Origin of the sequence: Streptomyces sp. CB02058, assembly GCF_001905505.1 — a bacterium.
Taxonomy (GTDB): Bacteria; Actinomycetota; Actinomycetes; order Streptomycetales; family Streptomycetaceae; genus Streptomyces.
In genome coordinates this window covers 492,516-518,686 of sequence record NZ_LIPG01000006.1, presented here as the reverse complement: position 1 = coordinate 518,686, position 26,171 = coordinate 492,516, and the positions used below count along the sequence as shown (strand labels likewise).

Here is a 26,171-nt window from a genome sequence, read left to right as displayed (position 1 = left end):
ACAGGCTCTTCCGAAGAGCCAGAGGGAGTGGACCCGTGATGACCCGTACCGCGCGCCGGACCCTGCGGATGGCCGGTGCAGGCGCAGCCGCGCTGCTGGCACTGAGCGCCTGCTCCTCGTCCGACGACACGTCCCCCGCCTCGGACTCCTCCGCCTCCGGGAACGCGTCGGAGAAGCTCTCCGGCACGGTGACCGTCTTCGCCGCCGCCTCGCTCAAGGAGAGCTTCACGACGCTGGGCAAGGACTTCGAGAAGGCCCACCCGGGCACGAAGGTCACCTTCAGCTTCGGCGGCAGCGACTCGCTCGCCGCCGGCATCACCGGCGGTGCCCCGACCGACGTCTTCGCCGCGGCCAGCGCCAAGACGATGGCCGTCGTCACCGACGCGGGCGACGCCTCAGGCACACCCGCCACCTTTGTGCGCAACGAGCTGGAGATCGCCGCCCTGCCGGGCAACCCCGAGAAGATCGGCTCCCTGAAGGACCTCACGGAGCCGGACCTCAAGGTCGTGCTCTGCGACAGGACGGTGCCGTGCGGCGCCGCCGCGCAGAAGGCCCTGGACGCCGCCGGGCTGAAGCTGACCCCGGTCTCCTACGAGCAGGACGTCAAGAGCGCCCTGACGAAGGTGGAGCTGAAGGAGGCCGATGCCGCCGTCGTGTACAAGACGGACGTGAAGGCCGCGGGTGACAAGGTGGAGGGCGTGGAGTTCCCCGAGTCCGCCGATGCCGTCAACGACTACCCGATCGTGCTCCTCAAGGACGCGCCGAACCCGGCGGCCGCCAAGGAGTTCATCGCGTACGTCCAGTCCGCCGAGGGCCAGAAGGTCCTGACCGCAGCCGGCTTCCTCAACCCGTGAGCGGCCTGGACAAGTCCGGCTCCACGGGCGGCACTGTCCCGGGTGGCGACGCCCGGGGCAGCGGGCCCCGGCGCCGGCGTGTCCGGGCAGGCGCCAGGGGCGGGATTCCTCTGCCCCTGCTGGTGCCCGCCCTCGTGGGCCTCGTCTTCCTCCTGCTGCCGCTGGTCGCCCTTCTCGTACGGGCCCCCTGGCGCGACCTTCCGGACCAGCTGACCAGCCCGGAGGTCTGGGAGGCCCTGCGGCTCTCGCTGATCTGCGCGACCGCGGCCACGGCTGTGAGCCTGGTGCTCGGGGTGCCGCTGGCGTGGCTTCTCGCGCGCACCGAGTTCCCGGGGCGCGGTCTCGTACGGGCCCTGGTGACGCTGCCGCTGGTCCTGCCCCCGGTGGTGGGCGGTGTGGCGCTGCTGCTGGCGCTCGGCCGCAACGGGGTCGTGGGGCAGTGGCTGGACTCGTGGTTCGGGATCACCCTGCCGTTCACCACCGCGGGCGTGGTGGTCGCGGAGGCGTTCGTGGCGCTGCCGTTCCTGGTCATCAGCGTGGAGGGCACGCTCCGCGCCGCCGACCCGCGCTTCGAGGAGGCCGCCATGACACTGGGCGCCTCCCGCTTCACCGCGTTCCGCAGGGTCACCCTGCCGCTGATCATGCCCGGTATCGCCGCGGGTTCCGTCCTGGCCTGGGCCCGCGCGCTCGGCGAGTTCGGCGCGACGATCACGTTCGCGGGCAACTTCCCGGGCCGTACGCAGACGATGCCGCTGGCCGTCTATCTCGCGCTGCAGAGCGATCCGGCCGCCGCCATCGCGCTGAGCCTGGTCCTGCTCGCCGTGTCCATCGCGGTCCTCGCGGGGCTCCGGGACCGCTGGATGACGGTGTCATGACCCGTACCGCCCCGCCTGCCACGGTCCGTTCAGGGCCGTCCGACCGCTGGATGGCCGTCTGATGACCCCTGTCGGCAACGACCCCGGCCCCGTCCGCCCCACGGAGGGCCTGGACGCACGTCTCGTCGTGGAGCGGGGGGACTTCCGCCTCGATGTGGCACTGGGCGCCGCCCCCGGCGAGGTCGTCGCGCTGCTCGGGCCGAACGGAGCCGGGAAGACCACCGCGCTGCGCGCCCTCGCCGGACTGACGCCGCTGACCGGTGGCCATCTGCGCCTCGACGGAGCCTCGTTGGACGAGGCGCCGCCCGAGTCCCGCCCGGTCGGTGTCGTCTTCCAGGACTACCTGCTGTTCCCTCATCTGACCGCCCTGGACAACGTGGCCTTCGGCCCCCGCTGCCAGGGCGTGTCCAGGACGGAGGCCCGCGCGCAGGCCGCGCGGTGGCTGGACCGGATGGGGCTGGCGGAGCACGCGGGTGCCCGGCCGCGGCGGCTCTCCGGCGGCCAGGCACAGCGCGTCGCCCTCGCCCGTGCCCTGGCGACGCACCCCCGGCTGCTGCTCCTGGACGAACCGCTCGCCGCGCTCGACGCCCGCACCCGCCTCGACGTACGCGCCCAGCTCCGCCGCCATCTGGCCGACTTCGAGGCGGTGGCGGTGCTGGTCACGCACGATCCGCTGGACGCGATGGTGCTGGCCGACCGGCTCGTCGTCATCGAGCACGGCCATGTCGTACAGGAGGGCGCGCCCGCGGACATCGCCCGCCATCCGCGTACGGACTACATCGCCCAGCTGGTCGGCCTGAACCTCTACCAGGGCAGGGCCGACGGGCACACGGTCCGGCTGGAGACGGGGCCCGTCATCACCACCACCGAGGAGCTCACCGGTCCCGCGTTCGTGGCCTTCCCCCCGAGCGCCGTGACCCTGTACCGCGAGCGCCCCACCGGCTCCAGCGCCCGCAACCTCTGGCGCTGCGAGGTGGCGGGGCTGGAGACCCACGGCGACCGGATCCGGGCCGGCCTCACCGGCGAACTCCCGCTCGCGGCCGACCTGACGACGGTCGCCGCCGCCGAGCTCGACCTCCACCCGGGGGCACCGGTGTGGGCCGCGGTCAAGGCCACGCAGACGCAGGCGTATCCCGCCTGACCCGCGCCGGGGCGAGGTTCAGGCGCCGTCACCCCGGGCGGAGCCCTGGACGTCCCGCGCCGCTTCCCGCAGGACGTCCCGCAGCCACTCGATGAACACCTGGTCGGACAGCCCCGGGTTCCACACCGCGTCGATCCCGACCCCGTGGAGCGGGAAGGGGAACTCCTCGATCCGCAGACCGGCGGCCGTACCCATCGCGGAGGCCAGCCGGAACCGCTGGAGGGCGACGCCCCCCGAACACGCCACCAGGCGTGGGATCAGGACGTTGTCGGAGACCAGCCGGCCGACCCGGTAGACGACGCCCTCCTGGTCCAGCACCGAGTAGGGCGCCACCCGGCGCTCGGCGTCGAAGACGACGTGCGGCAGCGAGGTCAGCAGGTCGAGCGCGCTCGCCTCCGGAGGGCTGTCGAGGGAAGCCACCACGACCCAGCGGTCGTCGTACAGCCGCTCGCGCGGGTACGGCGAGGAGAAGATGTCGGACATCAGGACGACGTCGACACCCTCGTCGGTGAAGACCGCCTCGGTGGGCATCGTGATCGTGCGCACCCGCAGCGTCGCGTTCGGCGCCCGCTCGGCGACCAGCCTGGCCAGCGGCGGGCCGATGACGTACGCCGTGCTCGTCATCATGGCGACCGTGATGACACGCCGGTCGTGGGCGGGGTCGAAGCCCGGGAAGTTCACCACCCGCGCCGTCTGCTGGAGGGCGGCGCGCAGCGGCGCGACGAGTTCCAGGGCTCGCGGGGTCAGCCTGACGCCCGTGCCCTGGCGCACGACGATGTCGTCGTCGAGCAGCCGCCGCATCCTGCCGAGGGCGTGACTCATCGCCGGCTGCGAGAGCCCGACCCGCTCGGCCGCCCTGGTCACCGAACGCTCCTCCAGAAGGGCGAGCAGCGGCACCAGCAGGTTGAGGTTGACCGATGCGAGCCGGTCCAGTCCGGAGCCCGCGGCCCATTCCTGATCGCTCACCCGTCCGACCCTACGTGGCCGTGGCCGCCGTCCGGCGCAGCCTGGGTATCGGGATGCGGTGATTGACGGCCACAGCCGTCCCCGAGCCGTCCTCCTGTTCCCAGCGCATGACGGCCGGGCCCTCGGGGTGGTCGCCGACACGGAACTCCGGCTCGCCGTGGACGGGCAGGAATCCGGCCGCCTTGAGGGTGAGCCCGAACTGCTCGGTCCAGAAGTACGGTTCGAAGTCGAGCGCCGGCGCGCCGTCGCCGTGGAGCAGCGCACCCGCCGCGACCTTGGCCTGCTCGACCGCGCTGCTCCACAGCGGAATCCGGCGTACCCCGTGCTGCGTCGGGAACGCCGCGACATCGCCGGCCGCGACGATCCGCGGGGCGACCCGGCCACGCGCGTCGGCCTCCAGCCGGCCGCCGCGCAGCAGGCCCGTTCCCGCGAGCCACTCGACGTTCGGCAGGTCGCCGGCGGCGGTCACGACGAGGTCGCCCGCCACGGTGCGGCCGTCGGCGAGGACGACCGAGGAACGGCCCGCCCCGCCCGTCACCCCGACCGCTGCTCCGTCGGTGATGCGCAGGCCCCGGCGCTGCGCCGCACCCGTGAGCACGGCGGACAGGTAGGGGCCCAGATGCGGCAGCATCGGCGGGCGGTCCGCGACGACCGTCACCTCGCACCCGGCGGTGAGACAGCCGGAGGCGATCTCCATGCCGAGCGGACCGGCGCCGACGACCACCACCGAGGGGCGCCCGGCCAGCCTGGCGCGGAGTGCCAGAGCGTCGTCGAGGGTACGCAGCACCATCTCGCCGCTCTCCGCGCCGCCCAGGCGCCGCGCCCTGGAGCCGGAGGCGATGACCAGCCGGTCGTATCCGAGCTCCTCACCGCTGTCGAGGCGAACGCGGCCGCGTTCCGCGTCCAGCCCCTCGGCCCGGACACCGAGGATCTCGGTGGCTCCGTGCGTCGGTGCGGGAAGCTGATGTGCGGTCATATCACCTGCGGCGTGAAGGGACTTGGACAGAGCGGGCCGGCTGTACGGCGCGTGCGTCTCCTCGCCGACCAGCGTCAGCTCTCCGTCGTATCCGGCGGACCGGAGCGCGTCGCAGGCGGTCAGACCGGCGATGCCGGCCCCGACGACCACGATGCGGCCGACTCGCGCGCTCACGCGAGGCGGAGGGCTGCGACGGGGCAGACCCGGACGGCGGCTTCGGCGGCCGTCCGTCCGGCGCCCTCCTCGGGGATCTCGGCGACGTCGAGGAAGAGCTCCCCGTCGTCGTCGAGGTGCATCAGCGACGGCGCGGCCTCCTCGCACAGGCCGTGTCCCTCGCAGCGCGGACGGTCGAGAACGAGTTTCATGCGGGGACCACTTCCAGGACGGGGAGCGTCTCGATGCTCCGGGTGATGTTGCCGGGTACACGGACCTCCGGGCCGACGACGAGCCGCTCGACGCGACGCGCCAGTGACTCGATCACGGCGTGTGCTTCGAGCCGGGCCAGGCCCTGGCCGGCACAGCCGTGGATGCCGTAGCCGAAGGAGAGGTGGTCGGACGGACCGCGCTCGACCAGGAAGGCGTCGGGGTTCTCGTAGTGCCGTTCGTCGCGGTTGCCGGCGCCGAAGAGGATCGCGGTCTTCGACCCGGCAGGGACCAGGGCGCCGTCGATCTCTACGTCCTTCGTCGTCACCCGGCCCCAGGCGTGGACGGGAGCCCAGTACCGGAGCACCTCGTTGAACGCGGCCGGTACGAGCGACGGGTCCTCGCGCACCAGCTTCAGCTGGCCGGGGTGGGCCGCGAACAGGGCGACGATGTTGCCGATGGAGGCGATCGTGGTGTCGACGCCCGCCCCGAGGTACTGGTGGATGATCCGGCCGGCGGTGTCCGGCGGGATGTCGCCGCGGGCCTCGGCCTCGAAGATGCCGTGGCCCACCGAACCGGGGGTCAGGTCGTCGGACGTGACCTGGGAGCACCAGCCGTAGAGCTCACCGGCGACCGGGAAGCTCTCGGCGGTGCGCTGGTTCATCGGGCCGATGACCTGCATCGCGGCCTGGCCCCAGCGCAGCATGTTGTCCCGGACGTCGCCGGTGAAGCCGATCAGGTCGGCGACGATCTTGAGCGGGAAGGCGCGGGCGAGGGCGTCGATGGCGTCGAACGATCCTCTCTCCACCAGCTCGGCGACCAGGGCGTCGGCCTTGGCGTCGATCGTCCCCTTCAGGCCGCGCAGGGCGCGCGGGCTGAGGTTGGCGGTGAGCGTGGCGCGCAGCTGGGTGTGGACGGGCGGATCGGAAGCCAGCGACGTCCCGGCGAGGGCCTCGTCGACCGTCGGGTTGAAGCCGATCGAGCGGGAGGAGAAGTGCTCCCAGTCGCCCAGGGCGTCGCGGATCGCGTCGTACCGGGTGAGCGCGTGGACGCCGTTCGCCGGGAGGTGCACGACACTGCCGAGGTCGCGGAGTTCGGCGTACGTCGGGTACGGGTCGACGACGATGCCGTCGGCGAAGAGGTCGATGCCGGAGACCGGCGGTGCGGTGGTCATGGGACCAGTGAAGTCCCGGCCGGAACATCAGGCAAACTCATAATATGCATGGAGATACATGCACGAAATGCATGTACGGCTCGGTCCCGAGAACGCCTCCTGCCTCGACGATTCCGGGGCGCGCGACCCGATGAGTTCCGGCCGTGCGACGAGTCTGCACTGGTGACCGTCGCCCGGGCGTCGCACGGCACAGCCCGGCACAAGATCCAACGGAGGACACCATGTCGACCACGCCGAGTGCCCCGGCCACCGCGCCCGGAAGTCCGCCCGTCGTCGATCAGGCCACCTGGCAGGCCGCCCGTGACGAGCTCCTGATCCGCGAGAAGGCGCACACGCGCGAGGGCGACGCCATCGCGGCGGCCCGTCGCCGGCTGCCGATGGTGGAGTTCGACGGGACGACCGAGGTCGTGGGGCCCGACGGCCCGGTCCCGTTCCTGGAGCTGTTCCAGGGCCGCGACGAGCTCGTGGTCTACAAGCACATGTGGCACGACGGCGCCCCGCACCAGGGCCAGTGCGAGGGCTGCACCAGCGCGGCCTGGAGCCTGCGGGACCCCGTCTATCTCACCGCACGCGGCGTCTCGTTCGCCATCCTGACGACGGGCCCGTGGGAGGAGGTGGCCCCCTTCGTCGACTTCATGGGCTACACCCATCCCTGGTACTCGGTGCGTGGCGTGGAGGGGCCGGCCGGCGGAGACATGGGGTACCTCACCTGCTATCTGCGCGACGGCGACCGCGTGTTCCTCACCTACTCAACGACGGGCCGCGGCAACGAGGCGTTCAGCGGCTTCTTCAGCCTGCTCGACATGACACCCCACGGCCGCGACGAGGCCTGGCAGGAGAACCCCGAGGGCCGGCCCGAGGGGCACGACCCGTGCTGGTACTGGCGCTCGGACGCGGACGGTCGTGCCACCTGGGGCCCGACGAGCCGCCCTGTGCCGCAGTGGACCCGCCCCGGAGCGACCCCTGTGGAGACCCTCGGCCGACAGGGCCACTGCCACTGACGCCCCGGTCCACGGCGCCCGGCCGGTCGCGGCGGGGGCGGGACGCGCGGGTGCCGCGTTCCGGCCGCACGGGGCGCCGCGTTCCAGCCGCACGGGTGCCGATCGAAGCGTGAGCGGTGGCCGGGCCGCCGCTCATGAGTCGAGCGGCACCCGCCATGTGCCGCGTCGGTGCAGGTGGTCCAGGCCCGTCTGGAGAGGGCTGGGCGGAACCGCCAGCACCGGGCAGGGGGCGTGCGCCAGGCAGTACCGGACCACCGACGGCCGCAGCGCCCGGAGCAGCGGCCCGCGCGATCCGGTGCCGACGACGAGCAGGTCACCGGGGTCGCGGGCCGCGTCCACCAGTGCGGCCCCGGGGGTGCCCCGGACGACGCGTCCGGCCGGGGCCGGGCCCGGCCGGCACGCGCCGAAGTCGGCCAGGATCAGGCGCAGTCGGTCCACCGCCGCGTCCCGGCACTCGGTCAGTACGGAGTGACCGCAGGCGGCCCGGCTCCCCGGACCGCCCCCGGGAGGCTGCCAGGCCAGCACGACCAGCAGCTCCGCGTCCCGCGCCCCGGCCTGCGCCGCGGCAGCGTGCAGGGCCGTGAGGCTCCCCAGGGAACCGTTCGCCCCGACCACGACTCGTCCTCGCACGGTCCCGCCTTCCTGTTCGCCGCCCTCCGGCTTCAAGGGAAGGACCCCGAGGGGCCGTTCGGCAGCGGTACTGACGGCTCCCTGACGCCGGGGACGGTTTCCCTTGCGGTTCCCTGACGCGGCTGTCCTGCCGGGCGTCAATGACGCGTACGGGTCTCCCGATCGCCGTCAGGATGCCGTCAGGGAGCGGTCCCGGAGGCCCGCCGTCGAGGAAGGCTTCGGTGAGCGATCCGGTCCGTCTCCCAGACGGCCGGCGCCCCGACACAGCTCCGAGCCTCCGAGGAGGGCCTCATGTGCCTGTTCCTGTACGACGACGATCCCGAGCCCGAGGAACCGGTCCCGGCCGGGCCCCTGTTCGTGCCCGTCCGGCCGGGACGCGACACCGGAGCCGTGATCCGGCTCTACCGCACACCGCTGGGCGCACGGACCGCGGTCGGCTTCACCAGCCCGGAGCGCCTCACCGCGGTGCTGGGCGAAGGCCAGGCGTACATCCGGCTGTCGGAACCGGTCCTGCGGACGTTGGGAGAACCGCTCGGCGCGGGCCTGGTCACCGTCGACCCGACGCTGTCGGCCCCGCAGGCCTCCCGGGACACGCCCGCACCGGACCCCCTTCCGGTCCTGCCCGTGGCCGGACCGTCCGAGGCGGGGGGACGACGCCGATGACCACCGCCCTGACGCCCGTGACCACCACGGACACCGACGACCTGTCCGTGTGGCCGGCCTCCACGGCCCGTCTGGCGCACGGTGGCCTCGCCGTGGGCGGCGTATCGCTCACGGAGGTCGCGGAGAGCTTCGGCACTCCGGCGTACGTGCTGGACGAGGGCGAGGTGCGGGCACGCTGCCGCGCCTACCGGGAGGCCTTTCCCGGCGCCGATGTGCTGTACGCGGCCAAGGCGTTCCTCTGCCGGGCCATGGTCCGCTGGGTCGACGAGGAGGGCCTCGGGCTGGACGTGTGCTCCGCCGGCGAACTCGAACTGGCCGTCACCGCGGGCTTCCCGCCGGACCGTGTCGTCATGCACGGCAACGCGAAGTCGCCGGGTGACATCGAGTCGGCCCTGCGCCTGGGTGTGGGACGGATCGTCATCGACGGCCCGTCGGAGATCGCGCGGCTGGCCGCCGCCGTGGGTCCCCATGGCCGGCAGCGGGTGATGGTCCGCGTGGTTCCCGGTGTCTCGGCCGGCGGCCACGAGAAGATCCGCACCGGAGCCGACGGACAGAAGTTCGGCCTGTCCCCCACCGACGGAAGCGCGCAGCACGCCATCGCCCGGCTCCTGACCCAGCCCCAGCTTCAACTGACCGGTCTGCACTGCCACATCGGCTCCCAGATCACCGACACCGAACCCTACGTCGCGGCCCTGCGCCGCATGGTGGACCTGATGGCGCAGATGCGCGACCTCCACGGTCTCGTGCTGCCCGAACTCGACCTGGGCGGCGGCCACGGGATCGCCTACCGTCCCGGGGAGCCCGCCCTCGGCCTCACCGGTCTCGCGCACAGGCTCCGCGCCGAGCTCGACGAGCGGTGCGCCGCGGCCGGGCTCCCTGTGCCCCGGCTCGCCGTCGAGCCCGGACGCGCGGTCGCGGGCCCGGCGGGGGTGGCGCTCTACCGGGTGCTGTCCGTGAAGAGCACCGGCGACCAGGTGTTCGTCGCCGTGGACGGCGGCATGAGCGACAACCCCCGCCCCGCCCTGTACGGGGTGCGCTACGCCCCTCGGCTGGTCGGCCGTCACTCCGCGGCCGGCTCGCGGCCGGCCACGGTGGTGGGCCGGCACTGCGAGGCGGGCGACATCCTCGCCGCCGGTGTGGAGCTGCCCGGTGACATCCGGCCGGGCGATCTCCTCGCCGTACCGGTGGCGGGGGCGTACCAGCTGTCCATGGCGTCCGGCTACAACATGGTCGGGCGGCCCCCCGCGGTCGCGGTCCACGGCGGCAGGGCCCGTCTCCTCGTCCGGCGCGAGACCCTGGCCGATCTCCGCAGCCGGGACGTCGGCGCGTAGAGCGGAGGCCCGCCCTCGGCGGTCACACCGACCGGCCGGACCGTCCCCGTCCTGGCGCTCCGGCCGGTACCGCCCCAGTCCGGCCCGTTGCTCCCGGGCGTCGCCGCGGCCCGCGGCGGCGTCCGGGAGCCGTCCCGCCCGGTGAGGAACCGTCAAGCCCCGGCCGCCCGGCCCCCTACGGTCACAGCAGGCCGAGCGATCTGAGCACGCGGCGCTGGGGCGCGGTCGGAACCGCGGGCCAGTAGATGTAGCAGACCCCGCCCGTGCCGCCCCTGACCGCCCCGTTCGCGTCGTAGCGCTTGGTGCGGAGCCAGATGTTCTCCCATTCGCGCCGCGCATAGACATGGCGGACGGCGTCGTTGTCCGGCGAGGCCGGGTCGTTGGCGATCACGTCGCCCTCGGCGGTGAAGCCGATGACCGTCATCAGGTGCCCGGAGGTTCCGTAGCCCGCCCCGGTCAGCTCGCCCTTGAAGAACGACTGTGACGTTATGACCGGGATACCCGCACCGATCAGCCGCTCCAGGTCGGTCAGGGAGTCGAGCCGGGTGACGGCGGCGTTCATCTCCGTGTACGTCGACGCGTAGGCGGCGTTGAACGGCCAGTTGCCGCACCCCTCGTACTGGTAGTCGAAGGTGTAGCGGGCCGCGTGGCAGACCTGCGGGTCGGCGAGGCCCGGCTTGACCCAGGCGAGGTCCTCGGCGGTGGGCCTCCTCCCCCAGTACTCGATGATCATCTGCGAGGAGGTGGGGCTGCACCAGGCCTCGCCGCCGTTGTCGTACTCCGGATACTGCCCCACGTGGACGTTCTGCGAGTAGCGCGGCACGGAGAGCTCCCGGCCGGTTCCGGGGGTGGTCGCCGGGACCGTGAAGCGGTCCGGGACGTCCGAGGCCATGGCGCCGATCCGGTGGACCGTGGGTGTGAGGCGCGTGCCGGGGGTGCGGTGAAGGGTGAGCCGCAGCCGGTACGAGACGAGGCGCAGCCCGCTCGCGGCGTCGTCCAGGGAGAAGGTGTCGGTCCAGATGGTGCTCCTGCCGTCGGTCTGGTCGTCCACCGAGGTGCGGCGGATGTCCGTGTCACCGGCGGCCCAGCGGCCCATCACGTACCAGGGGGTGTCCGTGCCGTCCGAGTAGGTTCCGCGCAGCTCGATCTGGATCCAGGTGCCCTGCGGGGTGTGGGCGTTCCAGGAGGCGATCACCTCGGTGGCGGGGACGGTCGAGCGGTGGACCGGCGAGGTCCACGTCGCGTACTCCCAGGTGCCGGTCGTGCCGGTGTGCGGGTCCACGTAGGAGGTGCTCCCGGCGGGGGCGGCGATCACCAGCCCGGGGCGCCGTCCGGCCACGGCACGGGTGCCCTCCGACGTGCCGCTGCGCCAGTCGGAGTACGTCGTCCAGAAGTGGTTGTCCACGAGCGAGGCCGGCGCCCGGGACGAGGAGCGGGCGGCGGCGGCCGCCGGGGCGGCCGTGGCAGCGGTTCCGGCCGCCGCCGCTGCCGCGAGCGCGGCGGTGAGCACGGTCCTGCGTGATGTCGGTCTGGTCATGGGCGAGACCCCCGGTCGTTGAGCGGAATGGGGCTGCGGGTGCCGATCGGTGCGCCAACTATCGCGGGTCGGGCCCGCATCCGGCCAGTGATTCGACTCGCGCCGCAGCAGCAATATTGGTCTGGTCCACTGATGTGACCTGCGCGTGCCCGGAGGCGGCCCCGCCCGGTCTCGTAGGCTGGGGCCATGAACGACCTGGCGGACCGCGCACGCCGGCTGCGCTCCCTGCCGCCCTCCTGCGGGCCGGTGCGGCTGATCGCGGTCGACGGTCACGCGGGGTCCGGCAAGAGCACCTTCACCGGCCGGCTGGCCGAGGCACTGGGCGGTGCCCCCGTGCTCCGCCTGGACGACCTCGCCACCCATGAGGAGCTCTTCTCCTGGACGGACAGGCTCCGGACCCAGGTCCTGGACCCGCTCGCGCGGGGCGAGTCCGCGCGGTACGCCCCGTACGACTGGACGGCCCGGCGCTTCGGGCCGCCGAGGACACTGGAGGCCGCACCGGTGGTGCTCATGGAGGGCGTGGGCGCGGGGCGTGCCGCCGTGCGGCCGTTCCTCGCGGGACTGCTGTGGATCGAGGGCGGCAGCGCGGCTTCCTGGGCGCGGGGCAGACTCCGCGACGGACCGGCTCTCAGGGAGTTCTGGGACGGCTGGACCGTCGAGGAGCGGCGGCATTTCGCCGAGGACCCTTCCTACCCGTTCGCGGACGTGGTGATACGGCGGTTGCCCACGGGATACGCGTGGCTAAAAGGACCTCACGTGACTGCGGGGACGAGCCACTTCCTCACGGAGAGTGAAGGATGAGGGTCGGCATACCGACCAGTAGGAGAATGCCCCGGAAGTCCCCCGACGCGGCTTGACCGAGGGCCCGTACAGGTCTTACGTTCTCAATGTGCGGCTTTTCGGAGCCCCCACAGACGCGAGGCCCCCGGTTGTTCCCCCGTGACCGGGGGCTTCGTTCTGCCCTCCCGCACCCCCGGAAAGGGCCGTTCTCTCACGCTCGGTGACCGCCCCCGAAGCGCCGGTAACGCCCTTAACCGCTCACTCCCTGTGCCGGTACGATGCGTCTCTGTGTGGTCAATTCCCGTCCTCGGCACGGTGATTAGGTGCCCGGCGCTGGGCATGCTGTGCGGGCGGGACATTCGTGGGGGCACGGTTTGTGGGGGACCTGATGGACATCGGCACGCAGGGCACGCAGGCCCCGGCCGACCTTGCCTGGCTGCGCGGGGTGGACGCCTACACCATGGGCGCGTACCCGCAGGCCGAGGAGGAGTTCAGAACCGCGGTGCGCCTCGACCCCGGCATGGCGGACGGCTGGCTGGGCCTCCACGCACTGCGGATCGACACCACCACGGCGCTGTTACGCATGTACCGCCACCGCGACCGTTTCGGCGAGCAGCGCACCCGCCATCGCCGCACGCTCAACTCGTGGTACTGGCTGGGCTGGTGGGTGCAGCCGGTGCTGGAGAGCCCGCGCGACCTGCTGCTCGCGCACGCCTCGCACTGGCTCGACGGACGCCATGTGCCCGAGCTGGACCGGGCGTTGGCGGGTCTGCCGCCGATAGACACGGACTCCCAGGTGCGCTTCCTGCACGCCTGCCGCTCCTATCTGGTCAAGGACTGGGAACAGCTCGTGCGCACCACGGAGCAGCTCATCGACGATCCGCTGCTCGGCATCGAGGCGGGTCTCTTCGGCGGGATGGCCCGGGTGCGTCTGGAGATGTACGGGCAGGCCGAACCCCTGCTGTCCGCAGCCCTGATGCGCTGCCGCAGCGAGCAGCCGCAGCGCAAGGAGCTGCGCTACTGGCTGGCGCGGGCGCACGAGGGCACCGGGCGCAGCGCGGCGGCCCTTCCGCTGTACCGGGCGGTGCACCGCGTCGACCCGGCCTTCATGGACACCTCGGCCAGGCTCGCCGCGATCTCCGAGGGCGACGGTTTCGACGAGGCCGCCGACCTCGCGGCCGTCTCGCTGGCCGGCTTCGGATCGGACGGAGTGGGAGCGGACGGTGCGGGGGTGGAGGGCCAGCCGGACGCGGACTTCGCGCTCGGCACCGATCTGGTGGAGAGCCGTGAGCCCTGGCTGGGCGGCGACTCCCAGGTCATGCCGGGCGCCGGAACCACGCCGCCCGGACCCGGCGGCGCGCGGGCGAAGCCCGGCTCACCGAGGGGCTCCGTCTTCCCCGCGGGCCCGAGCGATCCTGCGCTGCTCGCCGAGGCGCTGGCGGAGCTGGAGCGCATGGTCGGCCTCGAACCCGTGAAGCGCCAGGTCAAGGCGCTGTCCGCGCAGCTGAACATGGCACGCCTGCGCGCGCAGCAGGGCCTGCCGGTGCAGCCCCCGAAGCGTCACTTCGTCTTCTCCGGCCCCTCGGGGACGGGCAAGACCACGGTCGCCCGCATCCTCGGCCGGGTCTTCTACGCACTCGGGCTGCTGGGCGGCGACCATCTGGTGGAGGCCCAACGGTCGGATCTGGTGGGCGAGTTCCTCGGCCAGACCGCGGTGAAGGCCAACGAGCTGATCGATTCGGCGCTCGGCGGGGTGCTGTTCGTCGACGAGGCGTACAGCCTCTCCAACTCCGGTTACAGCAAGGGCGACGCGTACGGGGACGAGGCACTCCAGGTCCTCCTCAAGCGGGCCGAGGACAACAGGGACCATCTGGTCGTCATCCTCGCCGGCTATCCGGAGGGCATGGACCGGCTGCTCTCCACCAACCCGGGGCTCTCCTCGCGCTTCACCACCCGGGTGGACTTCCCGAGCTACCGCCCGCTCGAACTCACCGCGATCGGCGGGGTGCTGGCAGCCGAGAACGGCGACGTGTGGGACGAGGAGTCGACGGACGAGCTGCGCAGCATCAGCGGGCACGTGGTGGACCAGGGCTGGATCGACGAGCTGGGCAACGGCCGGTTCCTGCGCACCCTGTACGAGAAGAGCTGCGCCTACCGCGATCTGCGGCTGTCCGGCTACACCGCCGCGCCGACCAGGGACGATCTGGCCACCCTGCGGCTGCCCGACCTGATGCAGGCGTACGGCGAAGTGCTGTCCGGGCGGGGCCCCGTGGACCGGGGCACCCAGGAGCCCGGGGGCCTGTGACACCGCTGCCGCCGTACGGTCCCGTACGGCGGCAGCGGTGCCCGGACCGGCCGGGATCAGACCAGCGGCGCCATGGCCTTCGGCGCCTCCGCCGTGCGGCGGGGCACCGAGACGCGGTGGGCGGGGTCGCGGACCTCGCCCACGAGCATCTCCAGGACGTCCTCCATGGCGACGAGCCCCAGCACCCTGCCCGAGGCGTCGGCGACCTGGGCGAGATGCGTGGCCGCGCGGCGCATCACCGTCAGGGCGTCGTCCAGCGGGAGTTCCGCCCGTACGGTCGACATCGGCCGCCAGATCTGCTGGGGAACGGCACGGTCGCCGTCCTCCAGCTCCAGGACGTCCTTCACGTGCAGATAGCCCATGAAGGGGCCGCCGCCCTCCGCGCAGACCGGGAAGCGCGAGTAGCCGGTCCGTACGGTCAGCTCCTCGACGCGGCGCGGTGTGACGGAGGGGTCCACCGTCACCAGGGAGGCCCGGTCGAGCAGCACATCGGTCACGGGCCTGCTGCCCAGTTCGAGGGCGTCCCCGAGGCGCTCCTGCGCCTCGGGTTCCAGCAGGCCCGCCATTCCGGAGTCCTCCACCAGACGGTTCAGCTGTTCACTGGTGAAGACGGCCTCGACCTCGTCCTTCGGCTCGACCTTGAAGAGCCGGAGCACGAGCCGGGCGCAGGCCCCGAGTGCCGAGGTGACCGGCCGGCAGAGCCGGGCGAAGCCGACCAGGCCGGGGCTGAGCCACATGGCGGTCCTCTCCGGGGCGGCCATGGCCAGGTTCTTCGGGACCATCTCGCCGATGACGAGGTGGAGGAAGACCACGGAGGCCAGGGCGACCGCGAAGCCCAGCGGGTGGACGAGCCCCTCGGGCACGTGTGCCGCGTGGAAGACGGGTTCCAGGAGATGGGCGACGGTCGGCTCGGCGACGGCGCCGAGCGTGAGGGAGCAGACGGTGATGCCGAACTGTGCGGCGGCCATCATCTGCGGCAGGTTCTCCAGGCCGTACAGGACCTGTCTGGCCCGGCTCGACCCGGCAGCGGCGAGCGGTTCGACCTGGCTGCGGCGTACGGAGACGAGCGCGAACTCCGCTCCGACGAAGAAGCCGTTCGCCAGCACGAGGAGGCCGGCGAACATCAGCTGTACGAGGCTCATCGCACGGCCTCCAGCTGGTCCTGGGAGAGGCGCTCCGCGGGGGCCTGCGTCATGTCCGTCAGACGGACGAAGCGGACGCGCTCCGCGCGGTAGTGGCCGACCTGCCGGACGGAGATCCGCCAGCCGGGCAGTTCGGCGCGGTCACCGGGTGCGGGGATGCGTCCCAGCAGATCGGCGACCAGGCCCGCCACGGTCTCGTACGGCCCTTCGGGGACGTCGAGGCCTATCCGGCGCAGGGTGAGCACCCGGGTGCTGCCTTCCACGTCCCATCCGGAGCGGCCGTCGTCGGCGACGACGGGGGCCATCTCGGGACGGTCGGCGCCCTCGGCGTCGTGCTCGTCGCGGACCTCGCCGACGAGCTCCTCGATGATGTCCTCGAGGGTGACGACACCGGCGGTGCCGCCGTACTCGTCGACGACCACGGCTATCGGCTGCTCGCTCCGCAGCCGCGTGAGCAGCTGTTCGACCGGAAGGGTCTCCGGCACCAGGAGCGGCGCCACGGCGATCAGGCTCACCGGGGTGCGCAGCCGGTCCTCGGCGGGGACGGCCAGGGCGTTCTTGAGGTGGACCATGCCGACCACCTCGTCGATGCGCTCCCGGTAGACGGGGAACCGGGACAGGCCGGTGGCCCGGGTGAGGTTGAGGACGTCCGCCGCGGTCGCGGAGGACTGCAGGGCGCTGACCTTCACCCTCGGGGTCATCACGTGCTGCGCGGTGAGGCCGGCGAGGGAGAGGGTCCGCACGAAGAGATCGGCGGTGTCCTGTTCCAGGGTGCCCGCCTCGGCGGAGTGCCGGGCCAGCGAGACCAGCTCGCCGGGGGTGCGGGCGGAGGCCAGTTCGTCGGTGGGTTCGACGCCCAGCAGCCGCACCAGCCGGTTGGCGACGGTGTTCAGCGCGGTGATCACCGGGCGCAGGAGCGTGGAGAAGCGGTGCTGGGGTCCGGCGACGAAGCGGGCGACCTGGAGCGGCCGGGAGACCGCCCAGTTCTTGGGCACCAGTTCGCCGATGACCATCTGGACGGCGGACGCGAAGAGCATGCCGGTGACCACGCTCACACCGGGAACGGCCCCTTGGGGCAGTCCGGTGGCGGTGAGCGGGCCGGCCAGCAGCTGTGCGAGCGCCGGTTCGGCGAGCATGCCGACGACCAGCGAGGTGATGGTGATGCCCAGCTGGGTGCCGGAGAGCTGGAAGGAGAGTTCGCGCAGGGCCGCGACGACGGTGCGGGCCCGGCGGTCGCCTTCGGCGGCGGCGCGTTCGGCGTCCGGCCGTTCCACGGTGACGAGCCCGAATTCGGCCGCCACGAAGAATCCGTTGGCGAGGATGAGAAGGAATGCCGCGAGGAGCAGCAACAGGGGGGTGGTCATGCCGCCGCCTCCGGGGAGAGGGCGGCGCAGGTACTACCGGACGATCCGTCCATTGCTGGAGGGAGTCACTCCTTGGGTCGCAGGAAAGTGCCCCGCGGGCCTCGGGGGCCTTCCGGTGCGGGGCGGGGCGCACCCGGTGCGCCACCGGACACCAGAATAATCGGGATCCGGCCGTACGGGGCAGAGGGCTCAGCCGTTCTCCGTGGCCTCGTTCACTCCGCTGCCGTGGAACTCGACGAGGGCGCGCAGGGTCCGGGCGTCACGAATGGCCCGTTCCCTGGCGATTCCGGGCTGGATGCCGAGCGCGGGCATGCTGGTGCCGTCGCTGAGGTCGAGGAAGACCCAGGGGTCACCCGCACGCAGGTTGACGCGGAGGATCTCCGCCCAGGCCAGTCGGCGGGTACGGGTGATGTTGACGACGGTGACCCCGGCCTCGTCGGCGGTGACGCGGGGCCTGCTGAGCAGGGCGAGGACCCCGAAGAAGAGCAGGGCGACGAAGACGAAACTGGTCCGCTCCCCCGGGCCGAGGTTCTCCAGGATCATCGCGACCGCGGTGATGACGACGAACATCGCCGCCCCCACGGCCAGCAGGACCACTCGGGTGAGCGTGGGCCTGAAGGTGGCCGGAAGGGCGGGGAGTTCGGTCGGCCGGGGCTCGGGGGCGGACATGGCGGCGCTGTCGTCCTTCGTTGTGCTGTGGTCCGGCTCGGGTGTGTGGCTGCCGTCAGAGGCGGCAGGCGTGGATGGCCGTGGTGAGGATGGCGCGCGCGCCGAGCTCGTACAGGTCGTCCATGATCCGCTGAGCCTCCTTGGAGGCGACCATGGAGCGGACGGCGACCCAGCCCTCGTGGTGCAGCGGGGAGATCGTCGGCGACTCCAGGCCCGGGGTGAGTGCCACGGCGCGCTCCAGGTGCTCGACGCGGCAGTCGTAGTCCATCATCACGTAGGTGCGGGCGACCAGGACGCCCTGCAGCCGGCGCAGGAACTGCTGCACCTTGGGATCCTCGGCGTCGGCGCCCTTGCGGCGGATCACGACGGCTTCCGAGGTCATGATCGGTTCGCCGATGACTTCGAGTCCGGCGTTGCGCAGGCTGGTGCCGGTCTCGACGACGTCGGCGATGACCTGGGCGACACCGAGCTCGATGGCGGTCTCGACCGCGCCGTCGAGGTGGACGACGGAGGCCTTGACGCCGGCCTCGGCGAGGTGCGCGCCGACGATGCCCTCGTAGGACGTGGCGATCGTCATGCCGTCGAAGTCCTGGGGGCCCTCGGCCGTGCCGGGCTTCGTGGCGTAGCGGAAGGTGGAGCGCGCGAAGCCGAGCTGGAGGATCTCCTCGGCGTCGGCGCCGGAGTCCAGCAGCAGGTCGCGGCCGGTGATGCCGATGTCGAGGCGGCCCGAGCTGACGTAGATCGCGATGTCGCGCGGCCTCAGGTAGAAGAACTCGACCTCGTTCGTCGGGTCGACGAGGACGAGCTCCTTCGACTCCTTGCGCTGCTGGTAGCCGGCCTCATGGAGCATCGCCATCGCAGGCCCGGAGAGTGAACCCTTGTTGGGGACGGCGATGCGCAGCATGAGGTCGGGTTTCCTTTGTGCGGAGGGATGGTTCGGGGAGGGGACGTGCGGGGGTGGTTCAGAGGTGGGCGTAGACGTCGTCGAGGGAGATCCCGCGGGCGACCATCATCACCTGGACGTGGTACAGCAGCTGCGAGATCTCCTCGGCGGCGGCTTCCTTGCCCTCGTATTCGGCGGCCATCCAGACCTCGGCGGCCTCCTCGACTACCTTCTTGCCGATGGCATGCACGCCCTTTTCCACCAGTTCGGCGGTGCGGGAGGTGGAGGGGTCGCCGTCGGCGGCCTTGAGCTGGAGCTCGGCGAAGAGCTCTTCGAAGGTTTTGTTCGCCATGATGGTCCTTAGAATACGGGGTCCCGGAGCACTGCTCAGCGCCAGGGTTCGCTGACGGTGCGCAACGTGGCCGCGGTGGCGACGGCCGCGGTGACCGCTTCGTGCCCCTTGTCCTCGTTGGAGCCCTCGAGTCCGGCCCGGTCCAGGGCCTGCTCCTCGTTGTCACAGGTGAGGACGCCGAAGCCGACGGGGACCCCGGTGTCGACGGTGACCTGCGTGAGGCCGTTGGTGACGCCCTGGGACACGTACTCGAAGTGGGGGGTGCCGCCGCGGATGATCACGCCGAGGGCGACGATCGCGTCGTAGCCGCGGCCCGCGAGCACCTTGGCGACCACCGGGAGCTCGAAGCTGCCGGGGACGCGCAGGAGCGTCGGCTCGTCGATGCCCAGGTCGTGCAGGGCGCGCAGTGCCCCGTCGACGAGCCCGTCCATGACCTTCTCGTGCCACTGGGCCGCGATCACCGCCACCCGCAGGTCTCCGCAGTTGCGTACGGACAGTTCGGGTGCGCCCTTGCCGCTCATGTCTCTCCTGTGTGTTCGTCGGTGCTTACTGGTTGCCGCAGGCCGACGCGGCGGTGGCGTCGAGCCAGGGCAGGTCGTGGCCCATGCGGTCCCGCTTGGTGCGCAGGTACCGCAGGTTGTGCTCACCGGCCTGGACCGGCATGGGCTCGCGCCCGGTGATCCCGAGTCCGTGCCGCACGAGGGCGGCCGTCTTGTCCGGGTTGTTCGTCATCAGGCGCAGGGTGTGCACGCCGAGGTCACGCAGTATCTGCGCGCCCGCCGCGTAGTCCCGGGCGTCGGCGGGCAGCCCGAGTTCGAGGTTGGCGTCCAGGGTGTCGGAGCCGCGCTCCTGGAGTTCGTACGCGCGCAGCTTGGACAGGAGCCCGATGCCCCGGCCCTCGTGGCCGCGCAGATAGACGACGACCCCGCGGCCCTCGGCCGTGACGCGCTCCATGGAGGTGTGCAGCTGGGGGCCGCAGTCGCAGCGCTGGGACTGGAAGATGTCGCCGGTCAGGCACTCGGAGTGGACCCGGACGAGGACGTCCTGGCCGTCGCCGATGTCGCCGTGGACGAGCGCCACGTGCTCGACCCCGTCGACGGTGGAGCGGTAGCCGTACGCGGTGAACGGGCCGAAGGATGTGGGCAGCCGCACCTCGGCCTCACGGCGCACGGTCGGCTCGGAGCTGCGGCGGTAGGCGATCAGGTCCTCGATGGAGATGATCGTGAGGCCGTGCTTGCGGGCGAAGGGGACGAGTTCGGGCAGCCGCAGCATCGTCCCGTCCTCGCCCGCGATCTCGACGATGGCGCCCGCGGGGCGCAGCCCGGCGAGCCTGGCCAGGTCGACGGCGGCCTCGGTGTGGCCGTTGCGGACGAGGACGCCGCCGGAGCGGGCGCGGAGCGGGAAGACGTGGCCGGGGCGTACGAAGTCGCCGGGGCCCGCCGCGCCGCCCGCCAGCATCCGCAGCGTGGTGGCGCGGTCGGCGGCGGAGATGCCGGTGGTCACCCCGTGTTCCGCGGAGGCGTCGACGGAGACGGTGAACGCCGTCTTCATCGACTCGGTGTTGTGGGTGACCATCTGCGGGAGTTCGAGGCGTTCGAGCTCGTCGGTCTCCATGGGGGCGCAGATCAGGCCGCGGCACTCGCTCATCATGAAGGCGATGATCTCGGGGGTCGCCTTCTCGGCGGCGATGACGAGGTCGCCCTCGTTCTCCCGGTCCTCGTCGTCGACGACCACGACGGGCCGTCCGGCGGCGATGTCGCGGATCGCCTGCTCGACGGGGTCGAGCGAGAGGTCCTCATGGGTGTGGTCGTACGGCCGTACGGGCTGGGCTGTCATGCCGTGGCTCCTTTCAGAGCGGGTGTCCGCGTGCGCAGCCACCAGTCGCGCATGCCCCACAGGACGAGGGCGCCGTAGACGACGTAGATGAGACCGGAGAAGGCGAGCCCGCTGTGGAAGTTGAGCGGTACGCCGACGAGGTCGACGAGCAGCCAGGCGAACCAGAACTCGACCATGCCGCGCGCCTGGGCGATCATCGCCACGAGGGTGCCGGCGAAGATGTAGGCGTCCGCCCAGGGGCTCCAGGAGAGCGACGGGAACGCGGTGAACAGGCCGCCGACGGCGAGGGTGCCGACGACCGCGCCGCCCAGCAGGTACCCGCGCTCGCGCCAGGTGGCGAAGCGGACGGCGATGGAGCCGTCCTGGGCCTGCTGCCGGCCCCGGGTCCACTGCTGCCAGCCCCAGACGGCGACGGCGATGACGATCAGCTGCTTGCCGACGCTGCCCGCCTGCTGCACGGAGACGTTGGCGGCGACGAGGACGACGCCGGACAGGAGCTGCGCCGGCCAGGTCCACACGGAGCGGAGCCAGCCGAGGGCCAGGGCGATCAGGCCGATCGTGTTGCCGAGCATGTCCGACCAGATGATGTGCTGCCCGAAGACGGTGAAAGCCTCCGAGTTCAGCCAGTCCAGGGCGCTCATGCGGCCGGTCCCCCGGCCTGCGGGACGGCGCTCGTGCCGAGCAGCCGCTCGACGTACTTCGCGAGGACGTCCACCTCCAGGTTGACCTGGTCGCCGGGCTCCTTGATGCCGAGCGTGGTCAGGGCGAGGGTGGTGGGGATGAGGCTGATGGTGAAGTAGTCGGGTCCCGCCTCGACGACGGTCAGGCTCACCCCGTCGACGGTGATCGAGCCCTTCTCCACCACGTAGCGGGTCAGGCCCTCGGGCAGGGAGATCTTCACGATCTCCCAGTTCTCGGAGACCCTGCGCTCGACGATGTGGCCCGTGCCGTCGACGTGGCCCTGGACGATGTGCCCGCCGAGCCGTCCGCCGAGCGCCATCGGGCGCTCCAGGTTGACCCGGGAGCCGGCCGCGAGCGCGCCGAGGCTGGAGCGGTCCAGGGTCTCGGCCATGACGTCGGCGGTGAACTCGTCATCCCCGAGGTCCACGACGGTCAGGCAGACACCGTTGACGGCGATGGAGTCGCCGTGCTTGGCGCCCTCGGTGACGACGGGGCCGCGCAGTCGGAAGCGGGAGGCGTCGTCGAGCTTCTCGACGGCGGTGACCTCACCCAGTTCTTCGACAATTCCGGTGAACACTCAGTTTCCCTTCCGAGCAGGAACGGGGACGGCGGTGATGCGCAGATCGGGGCCGATTCGGACGGTCTCGGTCACATCGAGGCGCAACGCCTGGGAGATGGTGGAGATTCCGGCGTCGGCGAGGGCCGCGGGGCCCGCGCCGAGGAGGACCGGAGCGAGATAGCCGACGACGGTGTCGACCGCTCCCGCGGCGACGAAGGCGCCGGCCAGGACGGGCCCGCCTTCGAGGAGTACGGAACGGATTCCCCTGGCGTGGAGCGCGGCGAGCAGGGCGCCGATGTCCAGGCCGGGGCCGGTGGAGGAGCGCGGCAGACGCAGCACGGCGTCATCGGGGAGGTGGCCGGCGTCGGCGTCCTCGGCGACCGCGACCAGGGTGGGCGCGGTCGGGTCGAGGACCCGGGCTCCGGGGCGGACGGCGGTGGCGGCGGTGTCGACGACCACCCTGAGCGGCTGGGTGGCGCCTTCGATGCCGCGTACGCCCAGCTGGGGGTCGTCGGCGCGGGCGGTGCCGGAACCGACCACGACGGCGTCGGCCTCGGCGCGCAGCCGGTGGACGTCGGCCCGGGCCTCGGGAGAGGTGATCCACCGGCTGGTGGCGTCGGCGGCGGCGATCCGCCCGTCGAGGGTCGCGGCGTACTTCCACAGGACGTACGGGCGGCCGAGGCGCACCGAGGTGAGCCACGCGGTGTTGCCCGCCTCCGCCTCGTCGGCGAGGAGGCCCTGCTCCACCTCGACACCCGCGGCGCGGAGGGTGTCCGCACCGCCGGTGGCCTGCGGGTTCGGGTCGCCGACCGCGTACACGACACGGCGTACGCCGGCCTCGACGAGCGCCTGGGCGCAGGGGCCGGTGCGTCCCGTGTGGTTACAGGGTTCGAGGGTGACGAGGGCCGTGCCGCCCCGGGCGCGCTCGCCGGCCTCGCGCAGGGCGTGGATCTCGGCGTGCGGTCCGCCGGCGCGCCGGTGGAAGCCTTCGCCGGCCTGTTCCCCGGCGGCGTCGAGGATGACGCAGCCGACGACCGGGTTCGGGCTGGTGGCGCCGAGTCCGCGGGCTGCGAGCGTGATCGCCCGCCGCATGGCGGTGCTTTCGGCTGCGGTGGCCACCGGGTCCTCCTGCCTCTTCGGGCACGGACTCCGGGGCCTGTCGATGACGACAGATGAAACGGAACGCAACAGGGAACGCCGAGATCGTGGACATGGATGTGATCGCCCGGAAGATCCGGGAAATCCACCCGTCGACGGCTGGCACACCTGTGACGGCCCGCCGCGCACTGCCTCCCATCCGGACTTTAACCGTCGGTCCAGGAATCCCACCTGGTCAACCGGCCGCTGGATGCGGACGGGTCGCGGACTATAACCGCCGGTTCGGAATTGCACCGACCCCGGAGTGCGCTGCTGCTGGTACAGGACTCATTGTGCCACGGCCGGGACTGGGCCGAACGGACGACTTCTGTGGGCCGCCTCACAAACCGTGGGGGAACGCACCGCCGGACGGCGCCCCTCCCGAATGGTCCATACCTATTGACTCATTGGTCTAGTCCTCTTAATCTCTGCGTCACCTCCGAGGAACGCCTTCCGGGTGTGCGCACACCCGGGCACCGTGCAACCCGCCCTTTTGCCAGTTGTGTTCTGCCGACCTCCCCAGGAGGAACAACACATGCTGTCCCCCACCCGCGCGAGAGCCGCCCTGATGGCCGCCGGCGCCGCCGGCGCCCTGTTGCTGGGCTCGCTCACCGCATCCCCGTCGGCCGCCGCCGACCAGGAGTCCTGCCGTCCCGACGGGCTCTACGAGACGCCCGGCGTCGCCGTGCCCTACTGCTCCGTCTACGACACCGAAGGCCGCGAGAAGATGGGCGCCGACCACCAGCGGCGCGTCATCGGGTACTTCACCAACTGGCGTACCGGCAAGGACGGCAAGCCCGCCTACCTCGCCTCGGACATCCCCTGGGACAAGGTCACCCACCTCAACTACGCGTTCGCGCACGTCGACGGCGGGAACAAGATCTCCGTGGGCACCGACGGCCCCGAGAACGCCTCCACCGGGATGACCTGGCCGGGCGTCGCGGGAGCCGAGATGGACCCCGCGCTGCCCTACAAGGGCCACTTCAACCTGCTGAACAAATTCAAGAAGCAGCACCCCGCAGTGAAGACCCTGGTCTCCGTCGGCGGCTGGGCCGAGACCGGTGGCTACTTCGACGACAAGGGCGCCCGGGTGGACTCCGGCGGCTTCTACTCGATGACCACGAACGCCGACGGCTCGGTGAACCAGGCCGGCATCGACACCTTCGCGGACTCCACGGTCGCCTTCATCAAGAAGTACGGGTTCAACGGCGTCGACATCGACTACGAGTACCCGACGACGATGAAGGACGCGGGCAACCCGCTGGACCACACCCTGGCGAACGCGCGCCGCGCCGGTCTCGTCAAGAGCTACGCCGCCCTGATGAAGACCCTGCGCGAGAAGCTCGACCGCGCGTCGGCCGCCGACGGCACGCACTACATGCTGACGGTCGCGGCCCCCTCCTCCGGCTATCTGCTGCGCGGGATGGAGACCTTCCAGGTCCAGAAGTACCTGGACTACGTGAACATCATGTCCTACGACCTGCACGGCGCATGGAACGAGTACGTCGGTCCCAACGCCTCGCTCTTCGACGACGGCAAGGACGCCGAACTGGCCCAGGCGGGCGTCTACTCGACCTCGCAGTACGGAGGTGTCGGCTACCTCAACACCGACTGGGCCTACCACTACTTCCGCGGCTCCATGCCGGCCGGCCGGATCAACATCGGGCTCCCGTACTACACGCGCGGCTTCAAGAACGTCCAGGGCGGCACGAACGGCCTGTGGGGCAAGGCCGCCACGACGGACTGCCCGGCGGGCGCCGGTCTGACCAAGTGCGGTGACGGCGCGGTCGGCATCGACAACCTCTGGCACGACCTGGACACCAACGGCAAGGAGTCGCCGGCCGGCTCCAACCCGATGTGGCACGCGAAGAATCTGGAGAAGGGCGTGGTCGGCGACTACGTCACGAAGTTCGGAATCCCCGCGTCCACCCAGCTGACCGGCACCTACGTCCGCAACTACGACTCCACGCTCGTCGCGCCCTGGCTGTGGAACGCCCAGAAGAAGGTGTTCCTCTCCACCGAGGACGAGCAGTCGGTGGCCGCCAAGGCGGACTACGTCGTCGACAAGGGCATCGGCGGCACGATGATCTGGGAGCTCGCGGGCGACTACGCCTGGAACGCCGGCAAGGGCCAGTACGAGCCCGGCTCGACCCTGACCTCGTCCCTGTACGACGCGTTCAAGTCGGCCTCGCCGTACGGCGCCAAGAGGTCCACGATCGACTTGCCGTCCCAGGCGCTCGACATCGACGTGTCGTTCGACCAGTTCCCGCTGGGGGACTCGAACTACCCGATCAGCCCCAAGCTGAAGATCACCAACAACACGACGGCGACCCTGCCGGGCGGCACGGAGTTCCAGTTCGACTACGCCACCTCCGCGCCCGCCAACGCCAAGGACCAGTCCGGCTTCGGCACGAAGATCGTGCGCAGCGACCACACCGCGGCGAACAACGTGGGCGGGCTGAAGGGCGACTACAACCGTGTCTCGCTGAAGCTGCCCTCCTGGCAGTCCCTGGCGCCGGGAGCCTCCGTACAGCTGGACTTCGTCTACTACCTCCCGACGTCGACCCCATCCAACTGGACGGTGACCTTCGGCGGGTCCACGTACGCCCTCGCCGGTGACCTGGCCCGCGGCACGACCGTGGTCCAGCCGGGGACGGGGAGCACGCCGACACCCACCCCGACGCCGACCCCGACCTCGGGCCCGGGCGGCGGCAGCTGCTCCGCGACGGCATGGAGCGCCACGGCGGAGTACGGGGGCGGTACGACGGTGAGCCACGGCTCGCACACCTGGAAGGCCCGGTGGTGGACCAAGGGCGAGACCCCCGGCACCACGGGCGAATGGGGTGTCTGGCAGGACCTCGGGGCCTGCTGACCCCTTCCCGCACCACGCCCGCCCCGCGGCGGCCGGCACGACGCCGGTCACGCGGGGCGGGCGCAGTGCTGCGAGCCCCG

The 26,171-nt window shown here is 71.9% G+C and carries 25 protein-coding genes and 1 riboswitch; of the genes, 9 read left to right on the top strand and 16 right to left on the bottom strand.

All coding sequences use genetic code 11. The annotated features are described in order from the left end of the window. The first annotated feature begins 38 nt into the window (after window positions 1-38). The 3 genes from modA to AMK10_RS30465 all read left to right on the top strand — a co-directional run bounded on the left by modA (window position 39) and on the right by AMK10_RS30465 (window position 2,870). The gene (gene modA, locus AMK10_RS30475) at window positions 39-854 is read left to right on the top strand and encodes a molybdate ABC transporter substrate-binding protein (RefSeq protein WP_073751840.1); all 816 of its coding nucleotides are present in this window, start codon (window positions 39-41) and stop codon (window positions 852-854) included. Between the two features lie 5 nt (window positions 855-859). Continuing rightward, on the top strand, window positions 860-1,729 hold the full coding sequence (modB, locus tag AMK10_RS30470; RefSeq protein ID WP_073752029.1) for a molybdate ABC transporter permease subunit: 870 nt from the start codon (window positions 860-862) through the stop codon (window positions 1,727-1,729). Between the two features lie 61 nt (window positions 1,730-1,790). Next, on the top strand, window positions 1,791-2,870 hold the full coding sequence (locus AMK10_RS30465) for an ABC transporter ATP-binding protein (RefSeq protein ID WP_073751838.1): 1,080 nt from the start codon (window positions 1,791-1,793) through the stop codon (window positions 2,868-2,870). A gap of 18 nt (window positions 2,871-2,888) precedes the next feature. On the opposite strand, the gene AMK10_RS30460 is transcribed toward AMK10_RS30465, so the two are convergent. From AMK10_RS30460 to AMK10_RS30445, 4 genes are read right to left on the bottom strand one after another with little or no spacing between them, the layout of a single operon-like run. Then, window positions 2,889-3,836 carry a LysR family transcriptional regulator gene (locus AMK10_RS30460; protein WP_073751836.1) on the bottom strand — a complete coding sequence of 316 codons (948 nt, stop codon included), beginning with the start codon at window positions 3,834-3,836 and terminating at the stop codon, window positions 2,889-2,891. A gap of 10 nt (window positions 3,837-3,846) precedes the next feature. Beyond that, a complete protein-coding gene (locus tag AMK10_RS30455) occupies window positions 3,847-4,986 on the bottom strand; it encodes an NAD(P)/FAD-dependent oxidoreductase (protein ID WP_073751834.1) in 1,140 nt (379 codons plus the stop codon). Continuing rightward, window positions 4,983-5,177 carry a ferredoxin gene (locus tag AMK10_RS30450; RefSeq protein WP_073751832.1) on the bottom strand — a complete coding sequence of 65 codons (195 nt, stop codon included), beginning with the start codon at window positions 5,175-5,177 and terminating at the stop codon, window positions 4,983-4,985. The genes AMK10_RS30455 and AMK10_RS30450 overlap by 4 nt, the downstream gene beginning before the upstream one ends. Further along, window positions 5,174-6,349, bottom strand: a complete 1,176-nt coding sequence (locus AMK10_RS30445) for a cytochrome P450 (protein ID WP_073751830.1) — start codon at window positions 6,347-6,349, stop codon at window positions 5,174-5,176. The genes AMK10_RS30450 and AMK10_RS30445 overlap by 4 nt, the downstream gene beginning before the upstream one ends. 221 nt (window positions 6,350-6,570) lie before the next feature. On the opposite strand from AMK10_RS30445, the gene AMK10_RS30440 reads away from it, so the two are divergent. Beyond that, a complete protein-coding gene (locus AMK10_RS30440; RefSeq protein ID WP_073751828.1) occupies window positions 6,571-7,350 on the top strand; it encodes a DUF899 family protein in 780 nt (259 codons plus the stop codon). Window positions 7,351-7,482: 132 nt separating this feature from the next. Here AMK10_RS30440 and AMK10_RS30435 read toward each other — a convergent pair whose 3' ends face one another. Beyond that, a complete protein-coding gene (locus AMK10_RS30435; RefSeq protein ID WP_073751826.1) occupies window positions 7,483-7,980 on the bottom strand; it encodes a universal stress protein in 498 nt (165 codons plus the stop codon). A 291-nt stretch (window positions 7,981-8,271) separates the two neighbouring features. Here AMK10_RS30435 and AMK10_RS30430 point away from each other — a divergent pair, with 291 nt between their 5' ends. Together AMK10_RS30430 and lysA are read left to right on the top strand one after the other, a co-directional pair. Further along, the gene (locus AMK10_RS30430) at window positions 8,272-8,643 is read left to right on the top strand and encodes an SAV_915 family protein (protein WP_073751824.1); all 372 of its coding nucleotides are present in this window, start codon (window positions 8,272-8,274) and stop codon (window positions 8,641-8,643) included. After that, window positions 8,640-9,974 (top strand): diaminopimelate decarboxylase, encoded by a 1,335-nt coding sequence (gene lysA / locus AMK10_RS30425; protein WP_073751822.1) that lies wholly within the window; start codon window positions 8,640-8,642, stop codon window positions 9,972-9,974. The genes AMK10_RS30430 and lysA overlap by 4 nt, the downstream gene beginning before the upstream one ends. A gap of 181 nt (window positions 9,975-10,155) precedes the next feature. Here lysA and AMK10_RS30420 read toward each other — a convergent pair whose 3' ends face one another. Beyond that, on the bottom strand, window positions 10,156-11,511 hold the full coding sequence (locus AMK10_RS30420; RefSeq protein WP_073751820.1) for a peptidase C39 family protein: 1,356 nt from the start codon (window positions 11,509-11,511) through the stop codon (window positions 10,156-10,158). Between the two features lie 186 nt (window positions 11,512-11,697). Between AMK10_RS30420 and AMK10_RS30415 the strand changes: the two genes are divergently transcribed. Both AMK10_RS30415 and AMK10_RS30410 read left to right on the top strand, forming a co-directional pair. Beyond that, on the top strand, window positions 11,698-12,312 hold the full coding sequence (locus tag AMK10_RS30415; RefSeq protein ID WP_073751818.1) for a uridine kinase family protein: 615 nt from the start codon (window positions 11,698-11,700) through the stop codon (window positions 12,310-12,312). Between the two features lie 367 nt (window positions 12,313-12,679). Then, window positions 12,680-14,596 (top strand): AAA family ATPase, encoded by a 1,917-nt coding sequence (locus tag AMK10_RS30410; protein WP_073752027.1) that lies wholly within the window; start codon window positions 12,680-12,682, stop codon window positions 14,594-14,596. A 56-nt stretch (window positions 14,597-14,652) separates the two neighbouring features. On the opposite strand, the gene AMK10_RS30405 is transcribed toward AMK10_RS30410, so the two are convergent. The 10 genes from AMK10_RS30405 to ribD form a co-directional block, all read right to left on the bottom strand. Beyond that, a complete protein-coding gene (locus AMK10_RS30405; RefSeq protein WP_073751816.1) occupies window positions 14,653-15,738 on the bottom strand; it encodes a hemolysin family protein in 1,086 nt (361 codons plus the stop codon). Then, the gene (locus AMK10_RS30400) at window positions 15,735-17,102 is read right to left on the bottom strand and encodes a hemolysin family protein (protein ID WP_073751814.1); all 1,368 of its coding nucleotides are present in this window, start codon (window positions 17,100-17,102) and stop codon (window positions 15,735-15,737) included. Before AMK10_RS30400 ends, AMK10_RS30405 begins: the two co-directional genes overlap by 4 nt. A gap of 189 nt (window positions 17,103-17,291) precedes the next feature. Then, a complete protein-coding gene (locus tag AMK10_RS30395) occupies window positions 17,292-17,771 on the bottom strand; it encodes a PH domain-containing protein (RefSeq protein ID WP_073751812.1) in 480 nt (159 codons plus the stop codon). 55 nt (window positions 17,772-17,826) lie between these two features. Next, window positions 17,827-18,675 (bottom strand): ATP phosphoribosyltransferase, encoded by an 849-nt coding sequence (gene hisG / locus AMK10_RS30390; protein ID WP_073751810.1) that lies wholly within the window; start codon window positions 18,673-18,675, stop codon window positions 17,827-17,829. 58 nt (window positions 18,676-18,733) lie between these two features. Continuing rightward, window positions 18,734-19,006 (bottom strand): phosphoribosyl-ATP diphosphatase, encoded by a 273-nt coding sequence (locus AMK10_RS30385; protein WP_073751808.1) that lies wholly within the window; start codon window positions 19,004-19,006, stop codon window positions 18,734-18,736. A gap of 35 nt (window positions 19,007-19,041) precedes the next feature. After that, a complete protein-coding gene (gene ribH / locus AMK10_RS30380) occupies window positions 19,042-19,527 on the bottom strand; it encodes a 6,7-dimethyl-8-ribityllumazine synthase (RefSeq protein ID WP_073751806.1) in 486 nt (161 codons plus the stop codon). Window positions 19,528-19,552: 25 nt separating this feature from the next. After that, window positions 19,553-20,842 carry a bifunctional 3,4-dihydroxy-2-butanone-4-phosphate synthase/GTP cyclohydrolase II gene (locus AMK10_RS30375; RefSeq protein ID WP_073751804.1) on the bottom strand — a complete coding sequence of 430 codons (1,290 nt, stop codon included), beginning with the start codon at window positions 20,840-20,842 and terminating at the stop codon, window positions 19,553-19,555. After that, the gene (locus tag AMK10_RS30370; RefSeq protein WP_073751802.1) at window positions 20,839-21,483 is read right to left on the bottom strand and encodes a nicotinamide mononucleotide transporter family protein; all 645 of its coding nucleotides are present in this window, start codon (window positions 21,481-21,483) and stop codon (window positions 20,839-20,841) included. The genes AMK10_RS30375 and AMK10_RS30370 overlap by 4 nt, the downstream gene beginning before the upstream one ends. Beyond that, complete coding sequence (locus AMK10_RS30365) at window positions 21,480-22,100, bottom strand: riboflavin synthase (protein ID WP_073751800.1); 621 nt, start codon at window positions 22,098-22,100, stop codon at window positions 21,480-21,482. The genes AMK10_RS30370 and AMK10_RS30365 overlap by 4 nt, the downstream gene beginning before the upstream one ends. Further along, window positions 22,101-23,201, bottom strand: a complete 1,101-nt coding sequence (ribD, locus tag AMK10_RS30360; protein ID WP_073751798.1) for a bifunctional diaminohydroxyphosphoribosylaminopyrimidine deaminase/5-amino-6-(5-phosphoribosylamino)uracil reductase RibD — start codon at window positions 23,199-23,201, stop codon at window positions 22,101-22,103. It abuts the gene before it with no gap. A gap of 160 nt (window positions 23,202-23,361) precedes the next feature. Next, window positions 23,362-23,492: riboswitch (FMN riboswitch) on the bottom strand. A gap of 262 nt (window positions 23,493-23,754) precedes the next feature. Here ribD and AMK10_RS30355 point away from each other — a divergent pair. Then, entirely contained in the window at window positions 23,755-26,091 is a 2,337-nt protein-coding gene (locus AMK10_RS30355; protein ID WP_073751796.1) for a chitinase C-terminal domain-containing protein, read from the top strand. The last annotated feature ends 80 nt before the right edge of the window (window positions 26,092-26,171 follow it).